Origin of the sequence: Kitasatospora saccharophila, from assembly GCF_039529925.1 — a bacterium.
Classification (GTDB): domain Bacteria; phylum Actinomycetota; class Actinomycetes; order Streptomycetales; family Streptomycetaceae; genus Kitasatospora; species Kitasatospora saccharophila.
Window position 1 is genome coordinate 19,826 of sequence record NZ_BAAANS010000061.1, and the last position, 20,847, is coordinate 40,672.

At 72.3% G+C, this 20,847-nt stretch carries 22 protein-coding genes and 1 pseudogene; 21 read left to right on the plus strand and 2 right to left on the minus strand.

Annotation, left to right across the window (positions count from 1 at the left end; all coding sequences use genetic code 11):
• The first annotated feature begins 54 nt into the window (after window positions 1–54).
• The 13 genes from ABD345_RS32400 (at window position 55) to ABD345_RS32460 (ending at window position 12,919) form a co-directional block, all read left to right on the plus strand.
• Window positions 55–1,566 carry an amino acid permease gene (locus tag ABD345_RS32400; protein WP_344557402.1) on the plus strand — a complete coding sequence of 504 codons (1,512 nt, stop codon included), beginning with the start codon at window positions 55–57 and terminating at the stop codon, window positions 1,564–1,566.
• On the plus strand, window positions 1,563–2,927 hold the full coding sequence (locus tag ABD345_RS32405) for a glutamine synthetase family protein (protein WP_344557404.1): 1,365 nt from the start codon (window positions 1,563–1,565) through the stop codon (window positions 2,925–2,927). The genes ABD345_RS32400 and ABD345_RS32405 overlap by 4 nt, the downstream gene beginning before the upstream one ends.
• A 157-nt stretch (window positions 2,928–3,084) precedes the next feature.
• Window positions 3,085–4,590 (plus strand): Mur ligase domain-containing protein, encoded by a 1,506-nt coding sequence (locus tag ABD345_RS32410; protein WP_344557405.1) that lies wholly within the window; start codon window positions 3,085–3,087, stop codon window positions 4,588–4,590.
• Window positions 4,591–4,607: 17 nt separating this feature from the next.
• Window positions 4,608–5,102, plus strand: a complete 495-nt coding sequence (locus tag ABD345_RS32415) for a hypothetical protein (RefSeq protein WP_344557406.1) — start codon at window positions 4,608–4,610, stop codon at window positions 5,100–5,102.
• Entirely contained in the window at window positions 5,099–5,422 is a 324-nt protein-coding gene (locus ABD345_RS32420) for a hypothetical protein (protein ID WP_344557407.1), read from the plus strand. Before ABD345_RS32415 ends, ABD345_RS32420 begins: the two co-directional genes overlap by 4 nt.
• Entirely contained in the window at window positions 5,416–5,688 is a 273-nt protein-coding gene (locus ABD345_RS32425; RefSeq protein ID WP_344557408.1) for a hypothetical protein, read from the plus strand. Before ABD345_RS32420 ends, ABD345_RS32425 begins: the two co-directional genes overlap by 7 nt.
• Window positions 5,685–6,617 carry a hypothetical protein gene (locus tag ABD345_RS32430; RefSeq protein WP_344557409.1) on the plus strand — a complete coding sequence of 311 codons (933 nt, stop codon included), beginning with the start codon at window positions 5,685–5,687 and terminating at the stop codon, window positions 6,615–6,617. The genes ABD345_RS32425 and ABD345_RS32430 overlap by 4 nt, the downstream gene beginning before the upstream one ends.
• Window positions 6,618–6,653: 36 nt before the next feature.
• Window positions 6,654–7,217 carry a nucleoside 2-deoxyribosyltransferase domain-containing protein gene (locus tag ABD345_RS32435; protein ID WP_344557410.1) on the plus strand — a complete coding sequence of 188 codons (564 nt, stop codon included), beginning with the start codon at window positions 6,654–6,656 and terminating at the stop codon, window positions 7,215–7,217.
• Between the two features lie 35 nt (window positions 7,218–7,252).
• A complete protein-coding gene (locus ABD345_RS32440; RefSeq protein WP_344557411.1) occupies window positions 7,253–9,172 on the plus strand; it encodes a glycoside hydrolase family 15 protein in 1,920 nt (639 codons plus the stop codon).
• Between the two features lie 74 nt (window positions 9,173–9,246).
• Window positions 9,247–10,317 carry a hypothetical protein gene (locus ABD345_RS32445; RefSeq protein WP_344557412.1) on the plus strand — a complete coding sequence of 357 codons (1,071 nt, stop codon included), beginning with the start codon at window positions 9,247–9,249 and terminating at the stop codon, window positions 10,315–10,317.
• A 53-nt stretch (window positions 10,318–10,370) separates the two neighbouring features.
• Entirely contained in the window at window positions 10,371–11,366 is a 996-nt protein-coding gene (locus tag ABD345_RS32450; RefSeq protein ID WP_344557413.1) for a hypothetical protein, read from the plus strand.
• A 73-nt stretch (window positions 11,367–11,439) separates the two neighbouring features.
• Window positions 11,440–11,901 (plus strand): hypothetical protein, encoded by a 462-nt coding sequence (locus ABD345_RS32455; RefSeq protein WP_344557414.1) that lies wholly within the window; start codon window positions 11,440–11,442, stop codon window positions 11,899–11,901.
• Between the two features lie 55 nt (window positions 11,902–11,956).
• Window positions 11,957–12,919, plus strand: a complete 963-nt coding sequence (locus ABD345_RS32460) for an IS481 family transposase (protein ID WP_344557416.1) — start codon at window positions 11,957–11,959, stop codon at window positions 12,917–12,919.
• Here ABD345_RS32460 and ABD345_RS32465 read toward each other — a convergent pair.
• On the minus strand, window positions 12,916–13,116 hold the full coding sequence (locus ABD345_RS32465; protein WP_344557418.1) for a hypothetical protein: 201 nt from the start codon (window positions 13,114–13,116) through the stop codon (window positions 12,916–12,918). The two genes, ABD345_RS32460 and ABD345_RS32465, sit on opposite strands and share 4 nt — an antisense overlap.
• Window positions 13,117–13,131: 15 nt before the next feature.
• Here ABD345_RS32465 and ABD345_RS32470 point away from each other — a divergent pair, with 15 nt between their 5' ends.
• From ABD345_RS32470 to ABD345_RS32505, 8 genes and pseudogenes are all read left to right on the plus strand, one after another.
• On the plus strand, window positions 13,132–13,773 hold the full coding sequence (locus tag ABD345_RS32470; protein WP_344557420.1) for a tetratricopeptide repeat protein: 642 nt from the start codon (window positions 13,132–13,134) through the stop codon (window positions 13,771–13,773).
• A gap of 44 nt (window positions 13,774–13,817) precedes the next feature.
• On the plus strand, window positions 13,818–14,408 hold the full coding sequence (locus ABD345_RS32475; protein WP_344557422.1) for a helix-turn-helix domain-containing protein: 591 nt from the start codon (window positions 13,818–13,820) through the stop codon (window positions 14,406–14,408).
• Entirely contained in the window at window positions 14,405–15,364 is a 960-nt protein-coding gene (locus ABD345_RS32480; RefSeq protein WP_344557424.1) for a phosphotransferase family protein, read from the plus strand. The genes ABD345_RS32475 and ABD345_RS32480 overlap by 4 nt, the downstream gene beginning before the upstream one ends.
• A gap of 536 nt (window positions 15,365–15,900) precedes the next feature.
• Window positions 15,901–16,236: pseudogene (locus ABD345_RS32485) on the plus strand (NUDIX hydrolase); the annotation flags it as partial.
• 150 nt (window positions 16,237–16,386) lie between these two features.
• Complete coding sequence (locus tag ABD345_RS32490; RefSeq protein WP_344557440.1) at window positions 16,387–16,905, plus strand: AAA family ATPase; 519 nt, start codon at window positions 16,387–16,389, stop codon at window positions 16,903–16,905.
• Window positions 16,906–16,968: 63 nt separating this feature from the next.
• Window positions 16,969–17,460, plus strand: coding sequence for an NUDIX domain-containing protein (locus tag ABD345_RS32495; RefSeq protein ID WP_344557426.1), 492 nt, complete (start codon window positions 16,969–16,971; stop codon window positions 17,458–17,460).
• Between the two features lie 77 nt (window positions 17,461–17,537).
• Window positions 17,538–19,001, plus strand: coding sequence for an ATP-binding cassette domain-containing protein (locus tag ABD345_RS32500; RefSeq protein WP_344557429.1), 1,464 nt, complete (start codon window positions 17,538–17,540; stop codon window positions 18,999–19,001).
• Window positions 19,002–19,084: 83 nt separating this feature from the next.
• A complete protein-coding gene (locus ABD345_RS32505; protein ID WP_344557431.1) occupies window positions 19,085–19,504 on the plus strand; it encodes a resolvase in 420 nt (139 codons plus the stop codon).
• Between the two features lie 139 nt (window positions 19,505–19,643).
• On the opposite strand, the gene ABD345_RS32510 is transcribed toward ABD345_RS32505, so the two are convergent.
• On the minus strand, window positions 19,644–20,630 hold the full coding sequence (locus ABD345_RS32510) for a hypothetical protein (RefSeq protein ID WP_344557433.1): 987 nt from the start codon (window positions 20,628–20,630) through the stop codon (window positions 19,644–19,646).
• Window positions 20,631–20,847 lie beyond the last annotated feature (217 nt).

Here is a 20,847-nt window from a genome sequence, read left to right on the forward strand (position 1 = left end):
CCCTCTTCACCCACCGATCCGTTATCCCATTTTCTCTGTATGGAGGTTGTTCCGATGCCCCCTGCCCACGCTGCGCCATCAGCCCTGCCCTCGGGTGACGAGGAGCATCTTCGCCTTCTGGGCTACGAGTCGAAGCTGCACCGCCGGATGGGCGGCTTCGGGAACTTCGCCTCGTCCTTCTCCGTGATCTCGATCCTGTCTGGCTGCATGACGATGTTCGCGTTCGGGATGAACGCGGGCGGCCCGGCGGTGATGTTCTGGGGCTGGATCGGCGTCGGCGCGATGGTGCTGTTCGTCGGCGCGGCGCTGGCGGAGGTGACCTCCGCCTATCCGACGTCCGGCGCCCTGTTCTACATGGACCATCAACTGGGCGGACCTCGCTGGTCGTTCGCGGTCGGCTGGCTGAACCTGCTCGGCCTGATCGGCGGGATCTGCGGGATCGACTACGGAGCGGCCTCGTTCGTCGGGGCGTTCTTGAACATGCAGTTCGGCTACGCGCCGACCCCGCTGGGCCTGCTCGGGATCTTCGCGGTGATCCTGCTGCTGCATGCCGCGCTGAACGTCCGCGGGGTGCGGCTGCTGTCGGTGCTCAACTCGATCTCGGTGTGGTGGCACCTCGGCGGCGTCGTGCTGATCGTCGCGGCGCTGGCCTTCGCGCCCGTCCACCACCAGGATGCGAGCTGGGTGACGACGCACTTCGTCAACAACACCGGCTGGTCGAACCCGCTCTACGTCTCCGCGCTCGGCCTGCTCCTCGCCCAGTACACCTTCTCCGGGTACGACGCCTCGGCACACATGTCGGAGGAGACCACGCGGGCGTCGGTGGCGGCGCCGCGCGGCATCGTCCGCTCGATCCTGGTGTCCTGGATCGCGGGCGCGGTGCTGCTGGCGGGCCTGCTGTTCTCGATCGGCGACTACGACGCGGTCCTCAACAGCAGCACCGGGGTGCCGCCCGCGCAGATCTTCCTGGACGCGCTCGGCCTGACCGGCGCCAAAGCGTTGCTGCTGGTGGTGATCGGCGCGCAGTTGTTCTGCGGCAACGCGGAGACCGCGGCCAGCGCGCGGATGGTGTACGCCTTCAGCCGTGACGGCGCGCTGCCGGCCTCGGGCCTGTGGAGCCGTCTGTCCGAGCGGACCGGCACGCCGGTCGCGGGGGTGTGGCTGTCGGTGGTGGCGGCGTTCGTCCTCGCGCTGCCCTCTCTGTACAGCACCGTCGCCTACGGGGCGGTGACGGCGGTGAACGTGGTCGGGATGACCCCGGCGTACGCGGTGCCGGTGTACCTGCGCCTTCGCCGGGGCGGCAGGTTCCGCCCGGGGCCGTGGAACCTGGGCCGCCGCGGGCCGCTGGTCGGCTGGATCGCGGTGGTGTGGGTGGCGCTGGTGAGCGTGGTGGTGTGCCTGCCGCAGTCCTACCCGGTCACCGTCGACACGTTCAACTACGCGCCCGTCGCGCTGCTGGCGGTACTGCTGCTGGCGGCTGTGTGGTGGCGGTGGGGCAGGCGTACCTACGCCCCGCCGGTGCAGCAGTCCGCCGAGCTGGTCGAGCTGGCCGGGGAGGTCGTGTGAGTGCGCCGGGGCCCGAGGGCTCACTGGCGGACCTGTTCGACGGTGGCGGCGTCGACTCGGTGATGGTCGCGCTGGCGGACGCGCAGGGCCGGATGAAGGGCAAGCTGTTCGACGCCGGCACCCTGCGGACGCGCCTGGAGCGGGAGCCGGTCTCCAGCGAGGTGTGCGGCTACCTGCTGGGCACTGACCTGGGTATGACGCCCGCCGAGCGCGGGATGTGGTCGTGGGAGTCCGGGTTCGGCGACATCGAGCTGGACTGGCACGTGGAGCGGGCGCGGCTCTTGCCGTGGCTGCCGGGCACCGCCCTGGTGTGGGCGACGCCGTTGCACAACGGCCGGCCGCACCCCCTGTCCCCGACGGGCATCCTCGCCCAGCAGGCGGCCGGACTCGTCGGGATGGGCCTGGCGCCGAGGGTCGGGCTGGAGTGCGAGTTCGTGCTGGTCGAGGGCAGTGAGCGGGACGCCGAGCGCTCGGGGTGGCGTCCGCGCCCGGCGACGCTCGGCAACCTGGACTACGCGCTCGACGCGCCGGGAAACGTCACCGCGTTCCTGCGGGAGCTGCGGCGGGTGCTCGCCGAGGCGGGCCTGCCCATCGAGGCGCTGAAGCTGGAGGGCGCGCCGGGCCAGGTGGAGGTGACGTTCCCCTTCGGGCCGGTCGAGCGGGCGTGCGAGCAGCACCTGCTGCTCAAGATGGCGGCGAAGGCGGTGGCCGAGCGGCACGGGATGTCCGCGCTGTTCATGGCGGCCCCGTTCACCGGCACCGGATCGGGCCTGCACCTGCACCTGTCGCTGCACCGGCTGGACGGCGAGGGCGCGGTGTTCGCCCCCGGCGACGGTGAGGAACTGCTGTCCCAGAAGGGGCTGGAGGCGGTCGCGGGGCTGCTGGATGTACTGCCGGTGACCGGCCCGATGTGGGCGCCGACGGTCAACTCCTACCGGCGCCTCGCCCGCGACCGCGGCTTCGCGCCGAGGAGGGCGACGTGGGGGTGGGACAACCGCTCCTGCGCGGTGCGGGTGGTCGGTCACGGCAGCGGTCGGCGCCTGGAGGTGCGCGTTTCGGGCGCGGACGCCAACCCGTACCTCGCGGTGGCCGCCGTCCTCGCCGGTGTCCGGCACGGCATCGCGGGCGGCCTGGAGCCGCCCGAGCCCGCCGTCGGCGATTCCTACCAGGACGCGAAGGCGCGGCGCCTGCCGCGCGATCTCGCCTCGGCAGTGCGGGAGTTCGAGACAGACCACATCGCGGCCGAGCTGTTCGGCGTGCGGGTGATCGCGCACCTGGCTTCCCTCGCCGGCCTCGAACTGGACCACCACGCGGCCCTGGTGAGCCCGGCCGAGATCGCCCGCAGTTTCGCCCAATCCTGAGCCCCGGTCCGGCGGCGGGCGGATCCTGCTCACCGCCGCCGGACCGGCACCAGCCCCCCTTTCCCGAAGCCTTGTTGTTGGAGGAGAAGTCGTGAGCGCTTCTACCGTTACCGCCGCGCCCGCCGCTGCCGGAGCCGAGGCAGCCGGATCCGGCGCCGTGCCCGACCTTCTGGCCCGGCCGCACCTGGTGGGCGTGGCCGAGCCCGGCATGCAGGGCCTGGCCCTGTGGCTGGCCGGCAGCGGCGCCACCGTCACCGGCACCGTGCCCGACCGGCTCGCGGACAGCCCGGAGGTGGCCGCGCTGAGAGCGGCGGGCGTGCACGTCGACGTCGGCCACGACGCCGCTCACCTGCCCACCGGTGCCAGCGCCGTGGTGTGGTCGGGCGTCGTCGCCGAGCCGCAGCCCGAGCTGGACCGGGCGCAGAAGCTGGGCCTGCCGGTGCTGGGCCGCGCCGAGGCCCTGACCGAGATCGCCGCCGAGGCCGGGGCGCGGACGGTGGCGGTCGGCGGCAGCCACGGCACCGCGACGGCCGCCGCCGCCCTGGCCGTGGCGCTCGGCGACAGCGCCGGCTTCATCCTCACCGCCGCCGCCCGGGACGGTCGGGCGGGCAGGGCTGCCGGGACGCCGGGTGGGCGGCTGGTGGTGGACTTCTGCCCGGACGCCGGGACGCACGAGGCGACGCCGCCCTTCGGCTGGCAGGGCCGTCCCCGGCCCCACTTCGTGCGCCACCGGTCGGAGCCGGCCGTCGCGCTGATCCTCACCGCCGCGGAGAACCAGCCCCACTTCGAGGACAACCCGGCGGGCCTGGACGCGGCCGAGCGCCTGGCCACGGTCGCCGAGCGGGTCGTCCTGCCCCTGTGGGACACGGGCGCCGTCAATCTGAAGGCCCGCTTGGCCGATCGCGCCGAGCGCGGCCTGCCCTCGCCCTTCGCCTACACCGTCGGCCGCGACCGGGGCGCGGACGTGTGGGTCATGCCGATCGAGTGGACCGGCACGGCGCACCGCGTCACCATCCGCCACGACGGCAACGACCACACCTACCTGCTGCCGGTGCCCGGCCGCAGTCACGCCCTGGCCGTGTGCGCGGCCATCGCCGCCGCGCTGGTCATGGGCGAGGACCCGGCCGCCGTCGCCGACCGCCTGGCAGGCTTCCACGGCGTCGAGCGCTCTCTGGCCGCCCTGGGAACCGAGAAGGGCGTCAGCGTCGTCGACTCCCGCGCCCGCCACCCCGAGGAGATCGCGGCCGACCTGGCCGACGCCGCCCGGACGGCCGCCGCCACCGGCGGGTCGGTGGTCGCCGTCCTGGAACCGGACGGCCTGGCCCGCACCCGCGCCCACGGCACCAAGATCGGCCGCGCGCTCCAAGGCGCCGGAAGTGTGCTGCTGCTGCCCGTCCACACCCCGCTGGCGCGGGTCCTGGACGTCACCGACCCGCTGGTGGCCATCGAGCAGGCCGCCCGCGAGAAGCTCGGCAAGGGCGCGGTCCGCCGCCTGCGCAGCGGACCGCGCGAACCCGGTTTCGAGCAGCAGATCGCCGCCCTCGCCGCCCCCGGCGACCTGGTCCTGCTCATCGGCCCCGACCACGGGGTAGCGGCCCGCCTGGGACGGCGGCTGCTGTTCCACCTGGCCGCACCCACCGCGCCCGTCCCGCGCCAGCTGTGACCCGGCCAGGAGACAACGTGTCCAACGGAGTTCTGCGCGACCTCACCATCAAGGAGGTCGCCCTCACGAACCTCATCGCGGCCGGTCTCACAGCCCGCGACATCGCCCACACCTCCAGCGCCTACAACAGCACCGAGGCCGCCCGGAAGGCCATCGAGCACCTCCTGCGTAAGACCGGTGCCGGCCACCGCCTGCAGCTCACCGCCTGGGCGACCGCAGCGAAGATCGTCCCCGGCCCGGTGCGCGAGTCGAAGGCGCTCGCCTGCGCACCGAAGATCCCGCCCCGGATGCTGGAGATCCTGCAGGGCTGGACAGACGGCCTCGCCACCGAGGAGATCCGCCACGGCCTAGGCACGGCCCAGGATTCCATGGAGACCTACATCCGCACCCTGCAGGTGCACCTGGACGTGGACTGCCCCGAGCAGGCCGTGGTCGTGGCCATCCTCGCCAGCCTCGTACACGTGGCCCTGCCCGGCGCACCGCTACCCGCGGCCCTGGGGAGCGCGCCGTGAACGCGCCCCCGCCCGCCCCGGCGGGCACCGACCAGGTCCAGCAGCCCTCGGACGAGGCCGCGGCCGACAGCCGCCTGCGGTGCATCGCCTCCAGGGCTCTGTTCCTCGGCGCCAGCACCGGCCTCGGCATCGGGCTGGCCGTGGGCTTCGTCCTCGGCTGCCGACCCGTGCTGCGCGTCACCACCGTCCTCGTAGCGGGTCCCGCCCTCCTCGTGGCCGCCGCCCCTACTGCCGTCCAGGAACTGCGGCGCCACCGCGAGGGACTGTTCCCCCGGCGCACCCCCGGCGGGCCGGAGCAGGCCGGGGAGGTACCGTGCTGACGCCCCGTCGGCTGATCGTCCGGGCGAGGCCGGCGATCGTGTGCTTCCTGCTCGGCCTGCCCACCGGCGCGGCCGTGCTGTACCTGATCGAGCACAGAGAGAGCGCCCAGCCCGTCTGGCTCGCGCTCGCCGCCGCCCCCGCCCTCGCGGCAGCGGCGGCCACCGATTGGCTGCTGCGCCGACGCGCAGGAGCCGACCGCACCACCCATGGCGGCTGTTCGGGCCAGGGCCGCACCCGCACCGCCACCAGCCGGTGGCGTCGATGAGAGAGGTATTCGCCGAAGAGGTCCAAGTCGCACCCTACGAGTCCGACGAACTGTTCCGGCGCCTGCTGTGCTCGCACCCGGGCGTGGTCGTCAGCGCCGGTGCGCTGCTCAGCGCAGCCCCGCACGCCTCGCGCGTCTGGCTGCCGCCGCTGGTCCGGCTCCTGACGCACGCCCGCAAGGCCGGCCTTCCCGTGCTGCTGCACGGGGCGGAGCAGTCCCGGGCGGTGCGGGCGGAGTACAAGCGGCGCGGACTGCAGCAGTTGTGGACCGAGGAGCTGGAGGAGGACGAGCGGCCGGAGCAGGCTTCGCGGGGGTGGGGCGCGGTGACGGTGGTCCTACCCGAGGAGGCGGCCGAGGTCGTCGTCCCCGTGCCGGGGCTGCTGACCAGCGTCAGCGGCCGGGTGATCGGTGCGCCCCAGCACCCCGTGCCGACGTCGCAGCTCACGCAGGCGATGCTCGTCCAGGCCGTGGCGGGCCGGACCATGGAGGAGATCGCGCAGCATTCCTTCTACGCCCCGGGCGCCGTCTCCGCAGCCCTCTACTCCGTTGCGGCGAGTCGCGGCTGCCGCAGGCCGGCGCACCTGGTGTGCCGCGACGTACTGGACGGCTACCTGGACCCGGCCATCGCCGTGCGAGCGGCCCTCGTGCCACCCAGAGACCCTCGCCCCGACGATCTCGACGTCCTGATCGCCACCATCGACACCACGCTGGCCGAGGCGGCGCGCCGCCTCGCTCTCAACCGCAATGTGGCGGAGGACCGCCGGGACGCGGCGCTCAAGGCATTGGGAGCCCGCACCCCTGTGCAGGCGGTCGCGATCGGGCTGGCGATCCGAGTGATTCCCGACCACGCCGTCCCGCTCCGCGACCCCTACCTCAAGCCGGATCGGACGACCCGTCGACTGACGGGCCTCGTCAACGCGCTGCACTGACCAAACCCCCGCACACCTATCGCCCGCGAAGAAGAGATGACCCATCACCTGAACCAGCCGCCTGCCGGAGTCGGCCTCGCGTCGGCCGGCACCGGGCTGTCGACCGGGCCCGCTTCGGCCCGGCGCGGCCTGCGCTACATCGAGGCGCCGCAGCAGTTCGAACCGGACGGCCTGCCCTCGGTGTACCTGGCTGGGACCGTCGACTGCCCCGACTGGCAGTCGCAGGCTGTCCGCCTCTTGGCGGACGCCGACTTCGAGGGCACTGTCCTCAACCCCCGCCCGTCCCGCAACTCCGTTGCCGACCCCTACGCGGCGTGGACCCCGCTCGGCTGGCAGGACCGCAACATCCGCCGCGTCGATGTCGTTCTGTTCTGGAACCCGATCGGCCACCACCACGTACGGAACTGCTACGAGGCCCGCCTGTTCACCGGGCGGGGCGGGGCGGTGGTCGTCGGCTGCGACCTTGCCGACCCGGTCCAGCGGGCCCACCGGGCGCTGCTGCTCCACGCCGTGCCGTGGCTGCCCGTCGCCGACACCCTCGCGGCCACCGTCTGCGCGGCCCTCGCCGAACTCGAAGCCGCCGCCTCGGCCAGGCGCTGACCACCCCTCATCCACCAGTACATGTCAGGATTTCCATGCTCCGCACCCAGCCCCGGTTCCGGATCGAGGACCACGCGCTCCTCGGCAACACGGCCTCGGCCGCCCTGGTCCTCCCCGACGGGACCATCACCTGGGCGTGCCTGCCCGACTTCGACTCCCCGTCAGTCTTCACCTCCCTGCTCGGGACGCCCGAGCACGGCTACTGGCGCGTCGGGCCGGCCGTCCCGGACGGCCCGCCGCCGGTCGCCGACCGCCGCCAGTACGTGGGCGACACCCTGGTCGTGCGCAGCGAGTACGACACCGGCACCGGCACCCTCGTGGTGACGGACTTCATGCCCGCCCCCGACCGGCTCGGCATGGTCGCGCCGCGGATCGTGCGGATCGTCGAGTGCGTGAGCGGCGTGGTGCACGCCGTCTCCGTCTACCGGCCCAGAGCCGACTACGGGGCCACCGCGCCGGTCATCCAGCGGGCCAGCTCCGGCGCCCCGTGGCTGGAGGCGGTCGCCGGGGCCGACACCTACTGGCTGCACAGCGACCGCGACCACACGGTCAACCGCGACCGAGTGTGCCGCGCCACCATCACCCTCACCGCCGGTGAGAGCGCCACGTTCACCCTCACCTGGGGCCCCACCCGGCGCGGCGGGTCCGCTCCCGTCCGGCCGGACGCCTACGCCGAGCTGGCCGCGACCGTGCAGTACTGGGAGGAGTGGGCGCGCGGGTGCACCTACCGCGGCCCCTACCGGGAGGCGGTGGTGCGCGCCGCCCTCACCCTGGCCGCGATGTGCCACCCCGGCGGCGGGATCGTCGCCGCGCCGACGACCTCCCTGCCCGAGTGGCTCGGCGGCGAACGCAACTGGTGCTACCTGTACGTCTGGGTGCGCGACAGCGCGCTGACCGTCGCCTCCCTGCTGCGCGTGGGCAAGACCGAGGAGGCCGGGCGCTGGCGCGACTGGCTCCTGAAGCACCTCGATCCCGAGCACCTGCGGCCGATCTACCGCCTCGACGGTTCCACCGACCTCACCGAGCGGGTGCTGGACCACCTGCCCGGCTACGAGGACTCCCGGCCGGTGCGCCTGGGCAACGGCGCCGCCGGACAGCTCCAGCTTGACGTGTACGGCGAGGTCGCCGACACGCTGCTGTTGGCCGAGGAGGCCGGCCTGCCGGCCGACCCCCGGGTCGACGAGCTGTTGCTGGCGCTGGTGCGGCAGGTGGAGGAGCACTGGCGCCAGGCGGACGAGGGGATCTGGGAGATCCGCGGCCCCGCCCGGTACTTCACCCACTCCAAGGTCATGTGCTGGGTTGCCGTCGACCGCACCGTGCGCCTGCTGGAGCGCCGCCCGGACGCCGACCCCGCCCTCCTGCTCCACCTCGTCGAGCTGCGCGAGCAGATCCACGCGGACGTGTGCGAGCGCGGCGTCGATGCCGAACGCGGTGTGTTCACCCAGTACTACGGCGGCCGGACCCTGGACGCCTCCCTGCTGCTGATCCCGCTGGTCGGCTTCCTCCCCGCCGCCGACGAGCGCGTCGTCGCCACCGTCAAGGCAGTACAGCGCGACCTCACCGAGGACGGACTGGTCCTGCGCTACGCCACCGAGCAGCACGCCGGCGCGAACGTCGACGGGCTCGCCGGACACGAAGGGGCTTTCCTGGCCTGCTCGTTCTGGCTGGCCGAGGCACTGGAGGCCATCGGCCGCGAGGACGAGGCACGCGACCTCTTCGATCATCTGCTGGGGCTGCGTAGCGACCTGGGGCTGCTCGCCGAGGAGTACGACCCCGTCGCCCGCCGCCATCTGGGCAACTACCCGCAGGCGTTCAGCATGTGGGCCTCGGTCGACGCGGCCGTCCGTTTCGGCGACCGCCCTGCTCCCTGGGTGTTCGTCCCCGAGCAGGCGGCTCGCACCTCCTCCACGGCCCCGGCACGGACGGTGGAGCTGGCGGGGCAGGTGAGCCGGTGACCGCGGCCCTGCCCGCCGGTGCCCTCGGTACCGCGCTTGCCCGATTCCCCCTGACCCCCGACACCGGCCCGCGGGTGGCTCCGCCGCTGGAGCAGCGGGTGGAGGAGATCGCGGCCTCCGCCCGCAGCGCCGCCGACCACGCGGACGCGGGCCTGGCCGCCGATGTTCACCGCTGCGCCGCCCAGTTGCACTTCGACCAGGGCCGCCCCGGGACGGCGTACGCGCTGTGCAATCTCCACACCGCCCTGTTCCTCCAGGCCCGCCCGCTGTCCGTTCCCCTCGCCATGTGCGCGCTGACGTCGCAGCTCACCCACGCCGAACTCCTGGTCCGCGAAGGCCACCCCGGCACGGCCATCGCGCTGCTGGAAGCCGTCTCGCTGGCGATCGGGACGAACCGGGACGCTGAGACCCCTGCCGTCGGCACCTTGTCGTTGGCCGGCCTGAGCGCCGACGATGACGACCGCGCCGTGCTCTACGACTGGTGGGAGGGCGCTTCCCTGCTGCCTCTGGCCCACGCGCTGGCATGCGCTGGCGAATGGGCGCGGGCCCGGGGCACCCTGATGGCCGACCCGACTCCGCCGCCCGGCCCGGGCGCCGCGCTGCAGCTCGGGACGATCGCCCTCGCCCTCGGCGGCCAGCACCAGATCGCCGCGACAAGGCTGGCCCGAACCCGCCTCGACCGCCACACCCCGTGGGAGCACGTCGTGGCCGCCGCGCTTACCGTGGCCTGCACCCTGCTCAGCCCCCGCCCCGACAAGCACGTGCTTGCCGATCAGCTCACCGCGCTGTGTGAGGCCCACGAGACCTACCGTCCGGGCAGCAGCCCCGAGTTCGACACCGAGCTGACCCTCGTCTGCGTCGACCTGTGCACCGCCGCGGACACGCTGATGGCCGCCGACCCGCTCTACGCGGCCGCCACCGACTGGACGCTGGAGAGGCCCGACGGGTACAGCGCCCGCGCCCTGCTGGAGCACCCCCTCGCCGCCCGCCTCCCGGACACCGACCGCAAGGAGCTGGCGTCGATCGTCAAGCAGGCGGGGCTGGGGGCGAGTGCACTGCCGCCGCATCTGGACAACCGGCTCATCCAGTCGCTCGACCTGGCCACTGAGGCCATCACCGCCGCCCTCACGACCGGCCCGTCGTGAGCACGCCGCCGGCACCGGCCCACCGCACCGCCCGAGATGAGACGAAGGAACCCATGCTCGACCTGTCCGACCTGTCCGACCTGCCCATCCCGCTGCCTGGCCTGCCGCCGTTGCCGCTGCCGCGCTCGCAGTACCTCTCCGTCCTGTCGTGGACCACCGACCACGGCCAGGACCTCGAAGAGGTCTGCCTGATCGCCACCCGCTACGACCCGGACCTCGTCGTCCTGGGCGAACTGCGCGAGGAGCAGATCGAGGACGCCGCGCGGATGCTCGGCATGGACGCCCACCGCAGCGCCGGCACGGACGTCACCGCCCACCGCACCGTCATCCTCGTCCGGCGCGACGGACCGCTGGTCGCCCTGCACAACCACCAGAAGCCGAACTCCCGGGACCCGCGAATCCCGCGGGTGAACGTCGAGTTCACCCTGCGCCAGGGCGTCGGCGGGCGCGTGCCGGGCAGCTTCACCGTCGCCGGCCTCCACCTCAGCTACTGCTCGCCCACCGAGCGCCTGATCGCCGCCGAGAACGTATCCAACCTGCAGAGCCTGCCGCGCCTGGTCATCGGCGACTTCAACGAGGACCCGGTCGGCGAGCAGATCGACCGCAGCCGGGACGCGGACCGCGCCCACTGGCACGACCGCTCCTTCTACATGCCCGGCGCCGGCCGGATCACCGCGACCCGCGTGGACGAGGACCTCACCACCCAGGGCCTCATCGATGTCGCCCGCCTACTCGGCACCGAGGAGGCGATGCGGCCCACCAGCAGCACCGTACTGCGCGCCCTGGGGCAGAGCCCGGCCGGACGCGGCTGCCGCGTCTACGCCGACGAGCCCCTCGCCCTGGCCGCCGTGCACCTGGAGGTGCTGGCCGGCTACGACGACGTCTCCGACCACCACCCGCTCCTCACCGTCTTCCACCTGCCCGCCCTGCGCGACGCCATCGCCGCCGCAGCCGCCCGACGCGGCGAGCGCCGCCAGCAGCGGGTCGCCGAGCGGGTCGAGTTCAAAACCGCCCGCCTCGCCCGCGAGCTCGCCGCCGGGATCCGCTGACCGCCGGGCCGCCCCTGCCACGGGGCGGCCCCGAACACCTACCTGCCACCACCGACCTGAACGGAGCCCCCCGTTGGACGCCCTCCCGCCGTTCGCCGAGCTGCCCGTCGACGAGGAAACCCTGCTGGCACGCCTCGCGTACCTGCCGGCCGCCGCCGACGTGCCCACCGCGGCCGCCGCGGCCGGCGTCCCGCCCCGCCTGGCACACGAGTTGATGCGCTCCCTCACCGGAAAGGGACTACTCACTGCTGCCCCCGGCGGCGCGGTGCGCGGCACCCTCTACACCCTCCACCCCGACATCGCCTCCCAGGCTCGCGCTCTGGTCCCGGCGATCGGCCCCGAGACCCTCGGGCGCTACCTGGACGCCCTCGTGGACACCGCCGAGCAGGCCAGCCGACTGCTCACCCCCAACCACCGCATGAGCCCCCCGTCCGCCCGCCGACACCGGCCCGACCAGGCCCTGCGACTCATCAACGGCCTAGATGTGTTGTCCCGGGACGTTGGTGACACGCGGGCTGGGTTCTTGAATGAGTGAGGGCCTCCGGGTTCGGTGTGGATTGCGACATCTCCACCTGGCCCGGGAGGCCCTCATGCCCCACCGTAACGCCCCGCTGACCGAGACCGGGCGCCTTCGGCTCGCCCGCTGTGTCGTGGACGACGGCTGGCCGGTGCGGCGGGCCGCGGAACGTTTCCAGGTCAGCCACACCACCGCGGCCCGCTGGGCCATCCGCTACCGGCAGCTCGGCGTCGCCGGAATGAGTGACCGCTCCAGCCGCCCCCACCGCCAGCCCGGCAGGACCTCAGCCGACATCGAGGCACACGTCCTGCGTCTGCGGCGCGAGCACCGCATCGGCCCGCTACGGCTGGCCGCCCGCACCGGCATCGCCCCTTCCACCGCCCACCGCATCCTGCGACGACACGGCCAGCCGCCGCTGTCCGCCCTGGACCGGGCCACCGGCGAGCCCGTGCGCCGCTACGAACGCGCCCACCCCGGCGAACTCGTCCACATCGACGTCAAGAAACTCGGCCGCATCCCCGACGGAGGAGGGCACAAGGTCCTCGGCCGGGCCGTCGGCAGCCCGAACAAAGACCGCCGCAGCGGCGTCGGATACGCCTACCTCCACACCGCGCTCGACGACCACACGCGACTGGCCTACACCGAGAACCTGCCCGACGAGAAGGCCCCGACCTGCGCCGGCTTCCTGCGACGGGCCACCGCCTGGTTCGCCGCCCGCGGCATCACCGTCGAACGGGTCCTGACCGACAACGCCTGGGCCTACACCAAGAACACCTGGCGCCAGACCTGCCACGACCTGGGCATCAGCCCACGCCGCACCCGCCCCTGGCGGCCCCAGACCAACGGCAAGGTCGAACGCTTCCACCGCACCCTGCTCGAGGAGTGGGCCTACGTCAGGCCCTACACCTCGGACCGAGAACGCACGGAAGCGTTCACCGACTGGATCGACTGGTACAACTACCACCGACCCCATACCGGCATCCAAGGCCACACACCCGCCAGCCGTGTCACCAACCTCCCCGAACAACACACCTAGAGGCCCGCTCCTGGCTGCAGTCGACGGCCCCCTCTCTGCCCGCCGTCCTGGCCGCCGCCCGCACCGCCCGCGAGGACGCCGCGGCCCTCGCCCTCGTCGTCGCCTGCTTCGCCTACTTCCACCTCGTACGCGACCGCGACCTGTGGATCCCCGTCCACGAGCAGGGCCTGCTCGCCGCCGAGCGCTGCCACGACCAAGCCGCCGTCCGCAGCATGCTCCACACCCTCGCCATGGGCCACCGCGACCAAGGCCGCCACGACGCCGCCATCGCGCACCTGACCCGCGCCCGCGAGATCGCCACCGCCACCGGAGACGAAGCGGGCATCGCCCAGCACACCCGCGGCATCGGCGCCTGCCACCACGCCGCCGGCCGCTACGCCGAGGCCCTGCCGTACCTGGAGCAGGCCCGCGATCTGCTGCGACCGCTCGGCCAGCCCCGCGACCTCGCCCTGACCCTCATCATCCTCGGCTCCTCCCGCACCGCGCTCGGCGAGCCCGGTGTCGCGATCGACCTGCTGGAGGAAGCCCTGCGACTGCTCGACACCCTCCCCGGGCACGACGGCGTCAACACCGGCCGGGCCCTGGCCTTCCTCGGCGAAGCCCACTCCGCCGCCGGAGGACGCCCCGAAGCCACCGCCCACCTCGCTCGTGCGCTGGCCCAGTTCGCCGAGACGGGCGCCCAGCACTGGGTCGCCCGGACCATGCTGCTGCTCGGCGAGGCCGCCCGCCGCGCTGGCGACGAGAAGACGGCCAGGATCTGGCTCAACGCCTCCCTCGGGATGTTCCAAGCACTCGGCCGCACCATCGACACCCAGCGGCTGGCCGAGTTGCTGAACGGAGCCGAAGGCCGGTGACGGACCACGGGACGCCCACGTCCGTAAGGCAGGTCAAGGCGGCGATGGCACTGGCAGCGGAGCGATTCGAGACGGCCGTCGCCGCCGCGCCGGAACCGACCGGCTGGTCGGCGCTGTACGTCGACACCTTCCGCTTCTTCGCCGGCGGATCTTCGCACCAGCAGACCTGCGCGCAACTGCACATCGCGCCCGACACCCTGCGGTGGCGGATGGGACGGATCTACGACCGCCTCGGTGTGCGTACCCCGCTGTCGGCCGCGCTGGTCGGGCTGGCGCACCGCATCGTCCCGGTTGAGGACGTCTCCCCGTGGTGGCCGCAGCCACAGCCGCCCGTCCTGACCGACCAGGGGACCTGCGCGCTGGTGCTGGCCGCGTCGGGCCTGGACCGCCGCCAGGCCGCGCGCCACCTCGGCCGCACCCCCGACGCACACGCCTACCGCCTCCTGCTGCTCCGCCGCCGCCTCGGCGTCCGCAGCCTGTTCCACGGCGTCGTCGCCGCAGCTATCAACGGCGCGATCGACCTGCCGGGGGTACCACGCCGGCAACCGCCACCGTCTTCGGTAGAGGACGACAGCCTGCCCTCGGACACCGGCCGGGAACGCCTTCTCCACCCAGCACCCGAAGGACCTCGATGACCAGTTCCCTGCTCACGGCCGAGGCGCCGGACCCTGCCGACACCGCCCAGCAGGCGCTCACCTGCGCGGCCTTGAAACAAGGGCTCGATCCAACCGGCGCCGAACTCATCTACGACGCCCACAACCGGGTCTTCCGCCTCCCGCGCGTCAACGTGATCGGCAAGGTCTACCACCCGTCCACCCGCTACAGCGAGGCGGCGCGCCAGGTCCGGGTGGCCCGAGCGCTGCTGGCCCGCGGCATCCTCACCGCGGCCTCCGTCGGACGCAGCATCATGGTCCACGGTCACGCCGTGAGTTTCAGCAGGGACCTGGGCTCGGAGAGGCCGAGCGACAGCCAGTACGCCACAGCACTCCGCCGCCTCCATCACCTGCCGCCCACCGGCATCGACTTCAACCCGAAGAACAAGATCGCCTACACCTTCGGCCAGTTCTACACGCTGCCGCCCGGCGCCGTCTGCGACACCGACCGCATCCGCCTGCACCGCTTCCTCGCCGGTGCTGTCGACGCCTACCGGCAGGTCAGCCGTCCCGAGTACGGCCTGGTCCACGGCGACATCACCCCCCTCAACGCCGTCCTCACCGACCGGGGCACCGCGCTCCTCGACTGGGAGTACCTCACCCTCGGCGACCTCGCCTTCGACCAGGCCGCCTCCCGGTTCGCGGTCGACGCCTTCGGCAAAGAGCTTCGCAAGCACGAGGAGTGGGTGGCGGCGTACGGCTACGACTTCGCCGCCACGAACCCCGAGCGGTACGAGCTGCTGGTGCCCATCATGGGCGCCAGCTCGGCCCTCTACTACCTCGCCTGGAGCGTGCGGTGCCCCCAGGCCCGCCCCGAGGCGGAGCACCGCCTCGACACCCTCCTGAGCGGCCGTCCACTGCCCTGGGACTGGACTCCCGTCCACCTCGTCAAATCGCCCGCCGCGGGCAGCGGCTCCCGGCCCGGCGCAGGAGCGTGAGCCCGGTGCTCCGCCCGCACCCCCCTCCACGCCGCTCTCGTCGCAGCCGCCACCGTGGCCGCCGTACCGCTCGTGCCCGGCCTCAACGAACAGGGGCCCCAGCCTCCTCGCCATCGTCGTCGTCAGCCTGTCGAAGTCGAGGCAGTCGCTGGGGCCGGACTTCTTCCCGTCCAAGCACCTGCTCCTCTGGGGCGAGACCCTGGCTGCCGGCCACCGGGTGCGGGGTCTCGACAGGTGCCCGGCCGCCGCGGGCCGCCGCTGTCAGTGCCGAGTGGGAGAGTGACCGCGCCAGTCGGCAACAGCGTTGCAGATATGACTAGTTGACGCGATTCACCGGATCGTGTGGCTTCCTCCGGGACACGCCGACACAGGCCCGGGACGCCGCCTACGGTGAGACGTCCGCAAGCGCACTCACGTACGACGATCGATCACTCGGTCGATCGCTGCCCCGCCATGCCCGGAGGCGGGCGGCTGCCCCGTCCGTGGCCGCGTCCGCTTCCCGAGGAAGGAGAAGTCCCGTGTCGCACACCTCGGTGGTGGGGGTCCACCTGGTGCTGGTCGAGGGCGGCAGGGTGCTGCTGGGCCGCCGTACCGGCACCTCGTTCGCCGACGGTCACTGGCACCTGCCGGCAGGCCACCTGGAAGCCGGCGAGTCGGTGCTGCGCGGCATGGTCCGGGAGGCCGAGGAGGAACTCGGCGTCCGGATCCGCGAGGAGGACCTGGCCCTGGTCCACACCCTGCACCACCTGGACGCCGATGACGGTCTGGGGCGGCTGCAACTGTTCTTCGCCGCCCCCTCATACACCGGACGGATCATCAACTGCGAACCGGACAAGTGCGCGGAGTTGCAGTGGTGGCCGCTGGACGCCCTGCCGACGCCGATCGTCGCCTACACGGCCGCCGCCCTCGCCGAGATCACCGCCGGCCGCCCGCTGTCCGTCTTCGGCTGGCCGACGAGGGGAACGGCCGGTGGCCCGGGGCGGGCGGCGTCCGCGACGGCCGTAGGGAGTGCGGAGAGCCGACTGGTGATCCTCCGGGGGAACTCCGCGTCGGGCAAATCCTCTATCGCGGCCGGGCTCCGGGAGGCGTTCGGGCGGGGCCTGGCCATCGTCGGCCAGGACGTCCTGCGCCGGGTCGTGCTGCGCGAACACGACCGGCACGGCGGCGCGAACATCGGCCTGATCGACACCACCGCCCGCTACGCGCTGGACGCCGGCTACCACGTCGTCGTCGAGGGCATCCTGTCCGCCGAGCGCTACGGGCCGATGCTCCAGCGCCTGGTGGACGACCATCGCGGCACCACCCGCTGCTACTACCTCGACGTCCCCTTCGAGGAGACCCTGCGGCGGCACGCTTCGAAGCCCGACCCCCAACTGCAGGCGGCCGTCACCGCCGACACCCTGCGCGGCTGGTACCGCGAACGCGACCTGCTCCCCGGCGGGATCGAGACCGTCGTCGGGGCCGACAGCGCCCTGCCGGACACCGTCGACCGGATCATGCGCGACACCGGCCTGGCCCACCTCCCCGCCCTCGACGTCTAGCCCTCCGCTCGGCCGACCGGCCGACTCTTCCACCCTCCACCCCTTCCAACCCCGAGGAGACCCATGGCGCACGCCACGAGCCGGCTGTCGGTCGGAGTCATCGCCCACGACCTGGCCACCGGCAAGATCGCCCTCGTCCACTACGCCAAGCGCAGCTGGACCCCCGAGCCCGCCTGGACCTTCCCCGGCGGGAAGGTCGAACCCGGCGAGGAGATCACCTGCGCCGCCGTCCGCGAGCTGTACGAGGAGAGCGGTCTCATCGCCCAGCCCTCGGCCCTGCGCCTGGTGCACACCATCCACGCCAAGGAGGGCTGGGACGGACTCGGCTCCTTCGTGCTGTTCACCTTCACCACCACCGAGTTCACCGGCGAGCTGACCAACACCGAGCCGGACAAGCACCTGGAAGTGCGCTGGCACCCCGCCGCCGACCCGCTGCCCGCGCCGATGTTCCCCACCTCCGAGGCCGCGGTACGGGCCTACCTGGACGGCGGACCGGCCTACTCCACCCACGGCTTCGACCACACCCCCGGGCCGTACGCACCGGCCCGCGCGTAGCACCCGGAACGGCACTGCCTTCCTCACGTCGCGGCGGTCCGCCGACGACCTCAATCCTCCGATGCGAAAGGGCGTCCATGACGCGAAGGACCAAGCCCGCGGACGCGGATCCGCCGGTCTCCGACAGCGAGCAACTGCTGTTCGGTGGGCCGATGCGCTACAGCTACGGCTGGGCCCGGCACGAACTCGCCGCCGGGAAGCTGTCGTTCGGGTCGGTGGCCCGGCAGATTCCGCGGTTCCTGCTGCTGGCGGGGCGGATGGCCTGGGCGGCCAGCCCGCGGGCGCTGGTGGCGCTGGTCGGGGCTGAGGTGCTGCGCGGGGCCGCGGCGGCGGCCTCGCTGGTCGCGGTGAACCGGGTGCTGGCCGCGCTGCTGGCGCAGGGCGACGTCGGGCAGGTGATGCGGGCGGCGGTACCCGCGGTGGCGGCGGCCGGAGCGCTGGCCGCCGGCTCGGCGCTGCTGCAGGCGCTGTCGACCTGGGCGGCCGGGCGGCTGGAGCCTGCCGTGTTCCGGCTGGCCACGCTGGAGTTCCTGGAGGTCGTCAGCCGCTCCGAGCTGGCGGCGATCGAGGACCCGGAGTTCCTGGAGGTGGTCGACAGCGCCCGCTGGGGCGCGAGGTCGCTGCAGAACATCATCGGGCAGGCCACCGCCGTGCTGACCGGCGCGCTGTCGCTGATCTCGGTGGCCGGGGTGCTCTCCGTACTGAACCCGCTGCTGCTGATCACCGCGCCGCGCGGATGGGGCGCGGTCGTCACCGCCCGCCGCCAGTACACCTCCACCCGCGCGATGCTCCAGCACAACCGGGCCAGCACCGCCATCGCCGACCTGCTGATCCACCCGTATTCGGCGGCCGAGCAGCGCGTCCACGCCGCCGGGCCGTTCCTGCTGCACCACTACGCCCTGATGTCACAGGCCGCCGAACGCGAGCAGAACCGTCTCGCCCGCGCCCGGGCCGCCACCGACACGCTCACCGCCGCCCTGGCCGGCCTCGCCACCGCCGGCGCGTTCGCCCTGCTGGGCTGGCTCGTCCTCGACCACGCCGTCCCGCTCGCCGCCGCGTTCACCGCCGTCCTGGCGATCCGCACCGGCGCCGCGGGCATCGCCGGCCTGGTCGAGCGGATCAACTCCCTCTACGAGGAGTCCCTGTTCGTCCGCGACCTCGACCGGCTGCGCACCGAGGGCCACCGCCGCGCCATCCCCACCGGAGGCACCCCGCTGCCCGAACGCCCGGAGACGATCACCGTCGAGGACGTCACCTTCGCCTACCCCGGCAAGTCGGCCCCCGCCCTCGACCGGGTCACCCTCACCGTCCCCGGCGGGCAGGTGACCGCCCTGGTCGGCGCCAACGGGTCCGGCAAGTCCACCCTCGCCCACCTGCTGTGCGGGGTCTACCGGCCGCAGAGCGGCAGGATCCGCTGGGACGGCGTCGACACCGCCGGAGGCGACCGCCACCAGCAGTTCCGCTCCACCGTGCTGCTCGACCAGAACTACCAGCGCTGGCCGTTCACAGTTATGTGGCCTGTTCAGGCGTCCCACGCGTGAGTGTCTCATCCTGACCGACCGCGGCCCGGCCAGTCACACTTCGTGATCCGGTTCGATGACCGTGTAAAGGTTTGCGGCCCGGGATGTTGTGGAGGTGGGGCGGCCGGTCGATCGCCGGTCTGGCCCGCGACCACCACGTCAGCCGGGGCGCCATCCGTACCGCCGTCGCTGACCTCATGCCCGAGCACACCGACGACCGCCAGAACACCCCGACATCGGAGACTGCGGTCACCCTCGACACGCCGGGCAAGGTCGCCGACTTCCTGCGCGCGGCCGAACTGGAGCCCGCCGAGCGGGACGCGCTCGACCAGGGCGTGACCGTACGACGGGGCCAGGACTACACCCTGCGCGTCAGCGCCGTGCCCTCGGTGCACTGCGGGCTCCTCGCCCGTTGTCAGCCCCTCGGCGGTGCCCAGGGCTCCCCGGTCGTCCCGGCCCAGCGCAAGGCCCGCCGCGAGTACGAGAACCGCGTCAACACCCTCACGGCACCAATCGGAGCATGACCAATCTCAGCTCCAACGGCTGTGCCGCTGGCAGCCCGTCAACGAGTACGGGACGTACCCGCACCACGGCCGCCGCCTGCCCGAGCCCACGGACGGTATCGTCCCCTTCGGGTCATGGATAGGGACGTGCGGCTACACCTCAAGCCAGGTGTCTGTCGACAAGGTCCAGGTAGCTAAAGGGGTGTTCCTTTTGCCCCTTACTTAGGGGGCGAATTTCGCGGGTGGCGACATTGAAACCAACACTCCCGAGGATTCCAGCAACCCAGCCCATATCAGGGGCGATCAATGCTCCGGCGGCCGCCGAGGCCACGGCTACTGTCGCGTAAAGCGATCTTTCGGTCCATGCAATACGCCTACTTTTGGCTGCATCCATGTAGTCTTCACGCGCACTCGTGAGCTCTAGTTCCATTCGGCGAAGAACGTCGGCTGGATGTTCCCAATTGCGGCAGAGCTCAACCAGCATTTCCTGAGTGGCGCGTAGTAGCCGCTCGCGCTCATCGGCGTACTTCTCCCGAAATTCCAAAACCTGTTGCGTCGTGGTGGCGGGAGAAGGAGTTGGAAGGAGTTGCCCGAGCCTAACTCGCCAGGCCGCGACGCCGGTATTCGGGTCACACCCGAGCGCGACTTGGTCGGGTGCCTGCTGATCCGTGTATGGCGTGTACGCGCGATTCGCGCTTGATCGTGCCACTTCGTGAGCCATTACGGCAGTTAGGAGTGTCACTACTTCTCTCGGCATAGCGAGGCTTTTAAAGCTAGTGGGATTGCGCACGCGCCTGGCCAAGCCGAGGTCGACTAGTGAATTCAGTATTTCAGCGTCGTTCCATTTGCTGTTATAGCTGAGAATCCAGCTGCGGGGGACTTGGCGGCCGGAAATTTCAATCAGGGTGTCTGCGAGTACGGGAAGTCCTTCCGTGGCCCGACGCAACAGCCCCTGATATTCCTCCTCAAGGGCGATCGGGTGATATAGGTGGCGCTCCTTGAGGTCCCTCAGCTCGCTGGACAGCGCTTCGTCTTGAACGTCAGAGTCTCCCGGCATGAGAGAAGCGATCCCATCCCAGTACAAAAGAGCCTGGTGGACGGCTTTCTGCGGGGGCTGGACAAGCGGGTAATAGAGCATCGTGGGCATGGATCCCCCTTCGTTTATTGTCAGTCGAAGATGCGAACACGCGCCGCCTCAGTCGCGTAGGTTCGCCATGGTCGGGTCGGCTTTGATCCGCTTCGAGCACCGCGCCGAGCGCGGCCTGTCAAAACTTCTGACAGCAACCCCGGTTTCCTGGTCCGTTCCTACTTGGATCCCAAGGAACGGGCCGCGTCTGGGAACCGAGCCGCGAGCGGGTGCACCA

Excerpts from the sequence above, each read along its gene's own strand:
- ABD345_RS32460 (WP_344557416.1), top strand. The coding sequence starts at position 11,957 with ATGCCCCACCGTAACGCCCCGCTGACCGAGACCGGGCGCCTTCGGCTC.
- ABD345_RS32435 (WP_344557410.1), top strand. The coding sequence starts at position 6,654 with ATGACCCATCACCTGAACCAGCCGCCTGCCGGAGTCGGCCTCGCGTCG.
- ABD345_RS32440 (WP_344557411.1), top strand. The coding sequence starts at position 7,253 with ATGCTCCGCACCCAGCCCCGGTTCCGGATCGAGGACCACGCGCTCCTC.
- ABD345_RS32495 (WP_344557426.1), top strand. The coding sequence starts at position 16,969 with ATGGCGCACGCCACGAGCCGGCTGTCGGTCGGAGTCATCGCCCACGAC.
- ABD345_RS32510 (WP_344557433.1), bottom strand. The coding sequence starts at position 20,630 with ATGCCCACGATGCTCTATTACCCGCTTGTCCAGCCCCCGCAGAAAGCC.
- ABD345_RS32430 (WP_344557409.1), top strand. The coding sequence starts at position 5,685 with ATGAGAGAGGTATTCGCCGAAGAGGTCCAAGTCGCACCCTACGAGTCC.
- ABD345_RS32475 (WP_344557422.1), top strand. The coding sequence starts at position 13,818 with ATGGCACTGGCAGCGGAGCGATTCGAGACGGCCGTCGCCGCCGCGCCG.
- ABD345_RS32505 (WP_344557431.1), top strand. The coding sequence starts at position 19,085 with ATGTTGTGGAGGTGGGGCGGCCGGTCGATCGCCGGTCTGGCCCGCGAC.
- ABD345_RS32480 (WP_344557424.1), top strand. The coding sequence starts at position 14,405 with ATGACCAGTTCCCTGCTCACGGCCGAGGCGCCGGACCCTGCCGACACC.
- ABD345_RS32500 (WP_344557429.1), top strand. The coding sequence starts at position 17,538 with ATGACGCGAAGGACCAAGCCCGCGGACGCGGATCCGCCGGTCTCCGAC.
- ABD345_RS32470 (WP_344557420.1), top strand. The coding sequence starts at position 13,132 with ATGCTCCACACCCTCGCCATGGGCCACCGCGACCAAGGCCGCCACGAC.
- ABD345_RS32450 (WP_344557413.1), top strand. The coding sequence starts at position 10,371 with ATGCTCGACCTGTCCGACCTGTCCGACCTGCCCATCCCGCTGCCTGGC.
- ABD345_RS32400 (WP_344557402.1), top strand. The coding sequence starts at position 55 with ATGCCCCCTGCCCACGCTGCGCCATCAGCCCTGCCCTCGGGTGACGAG.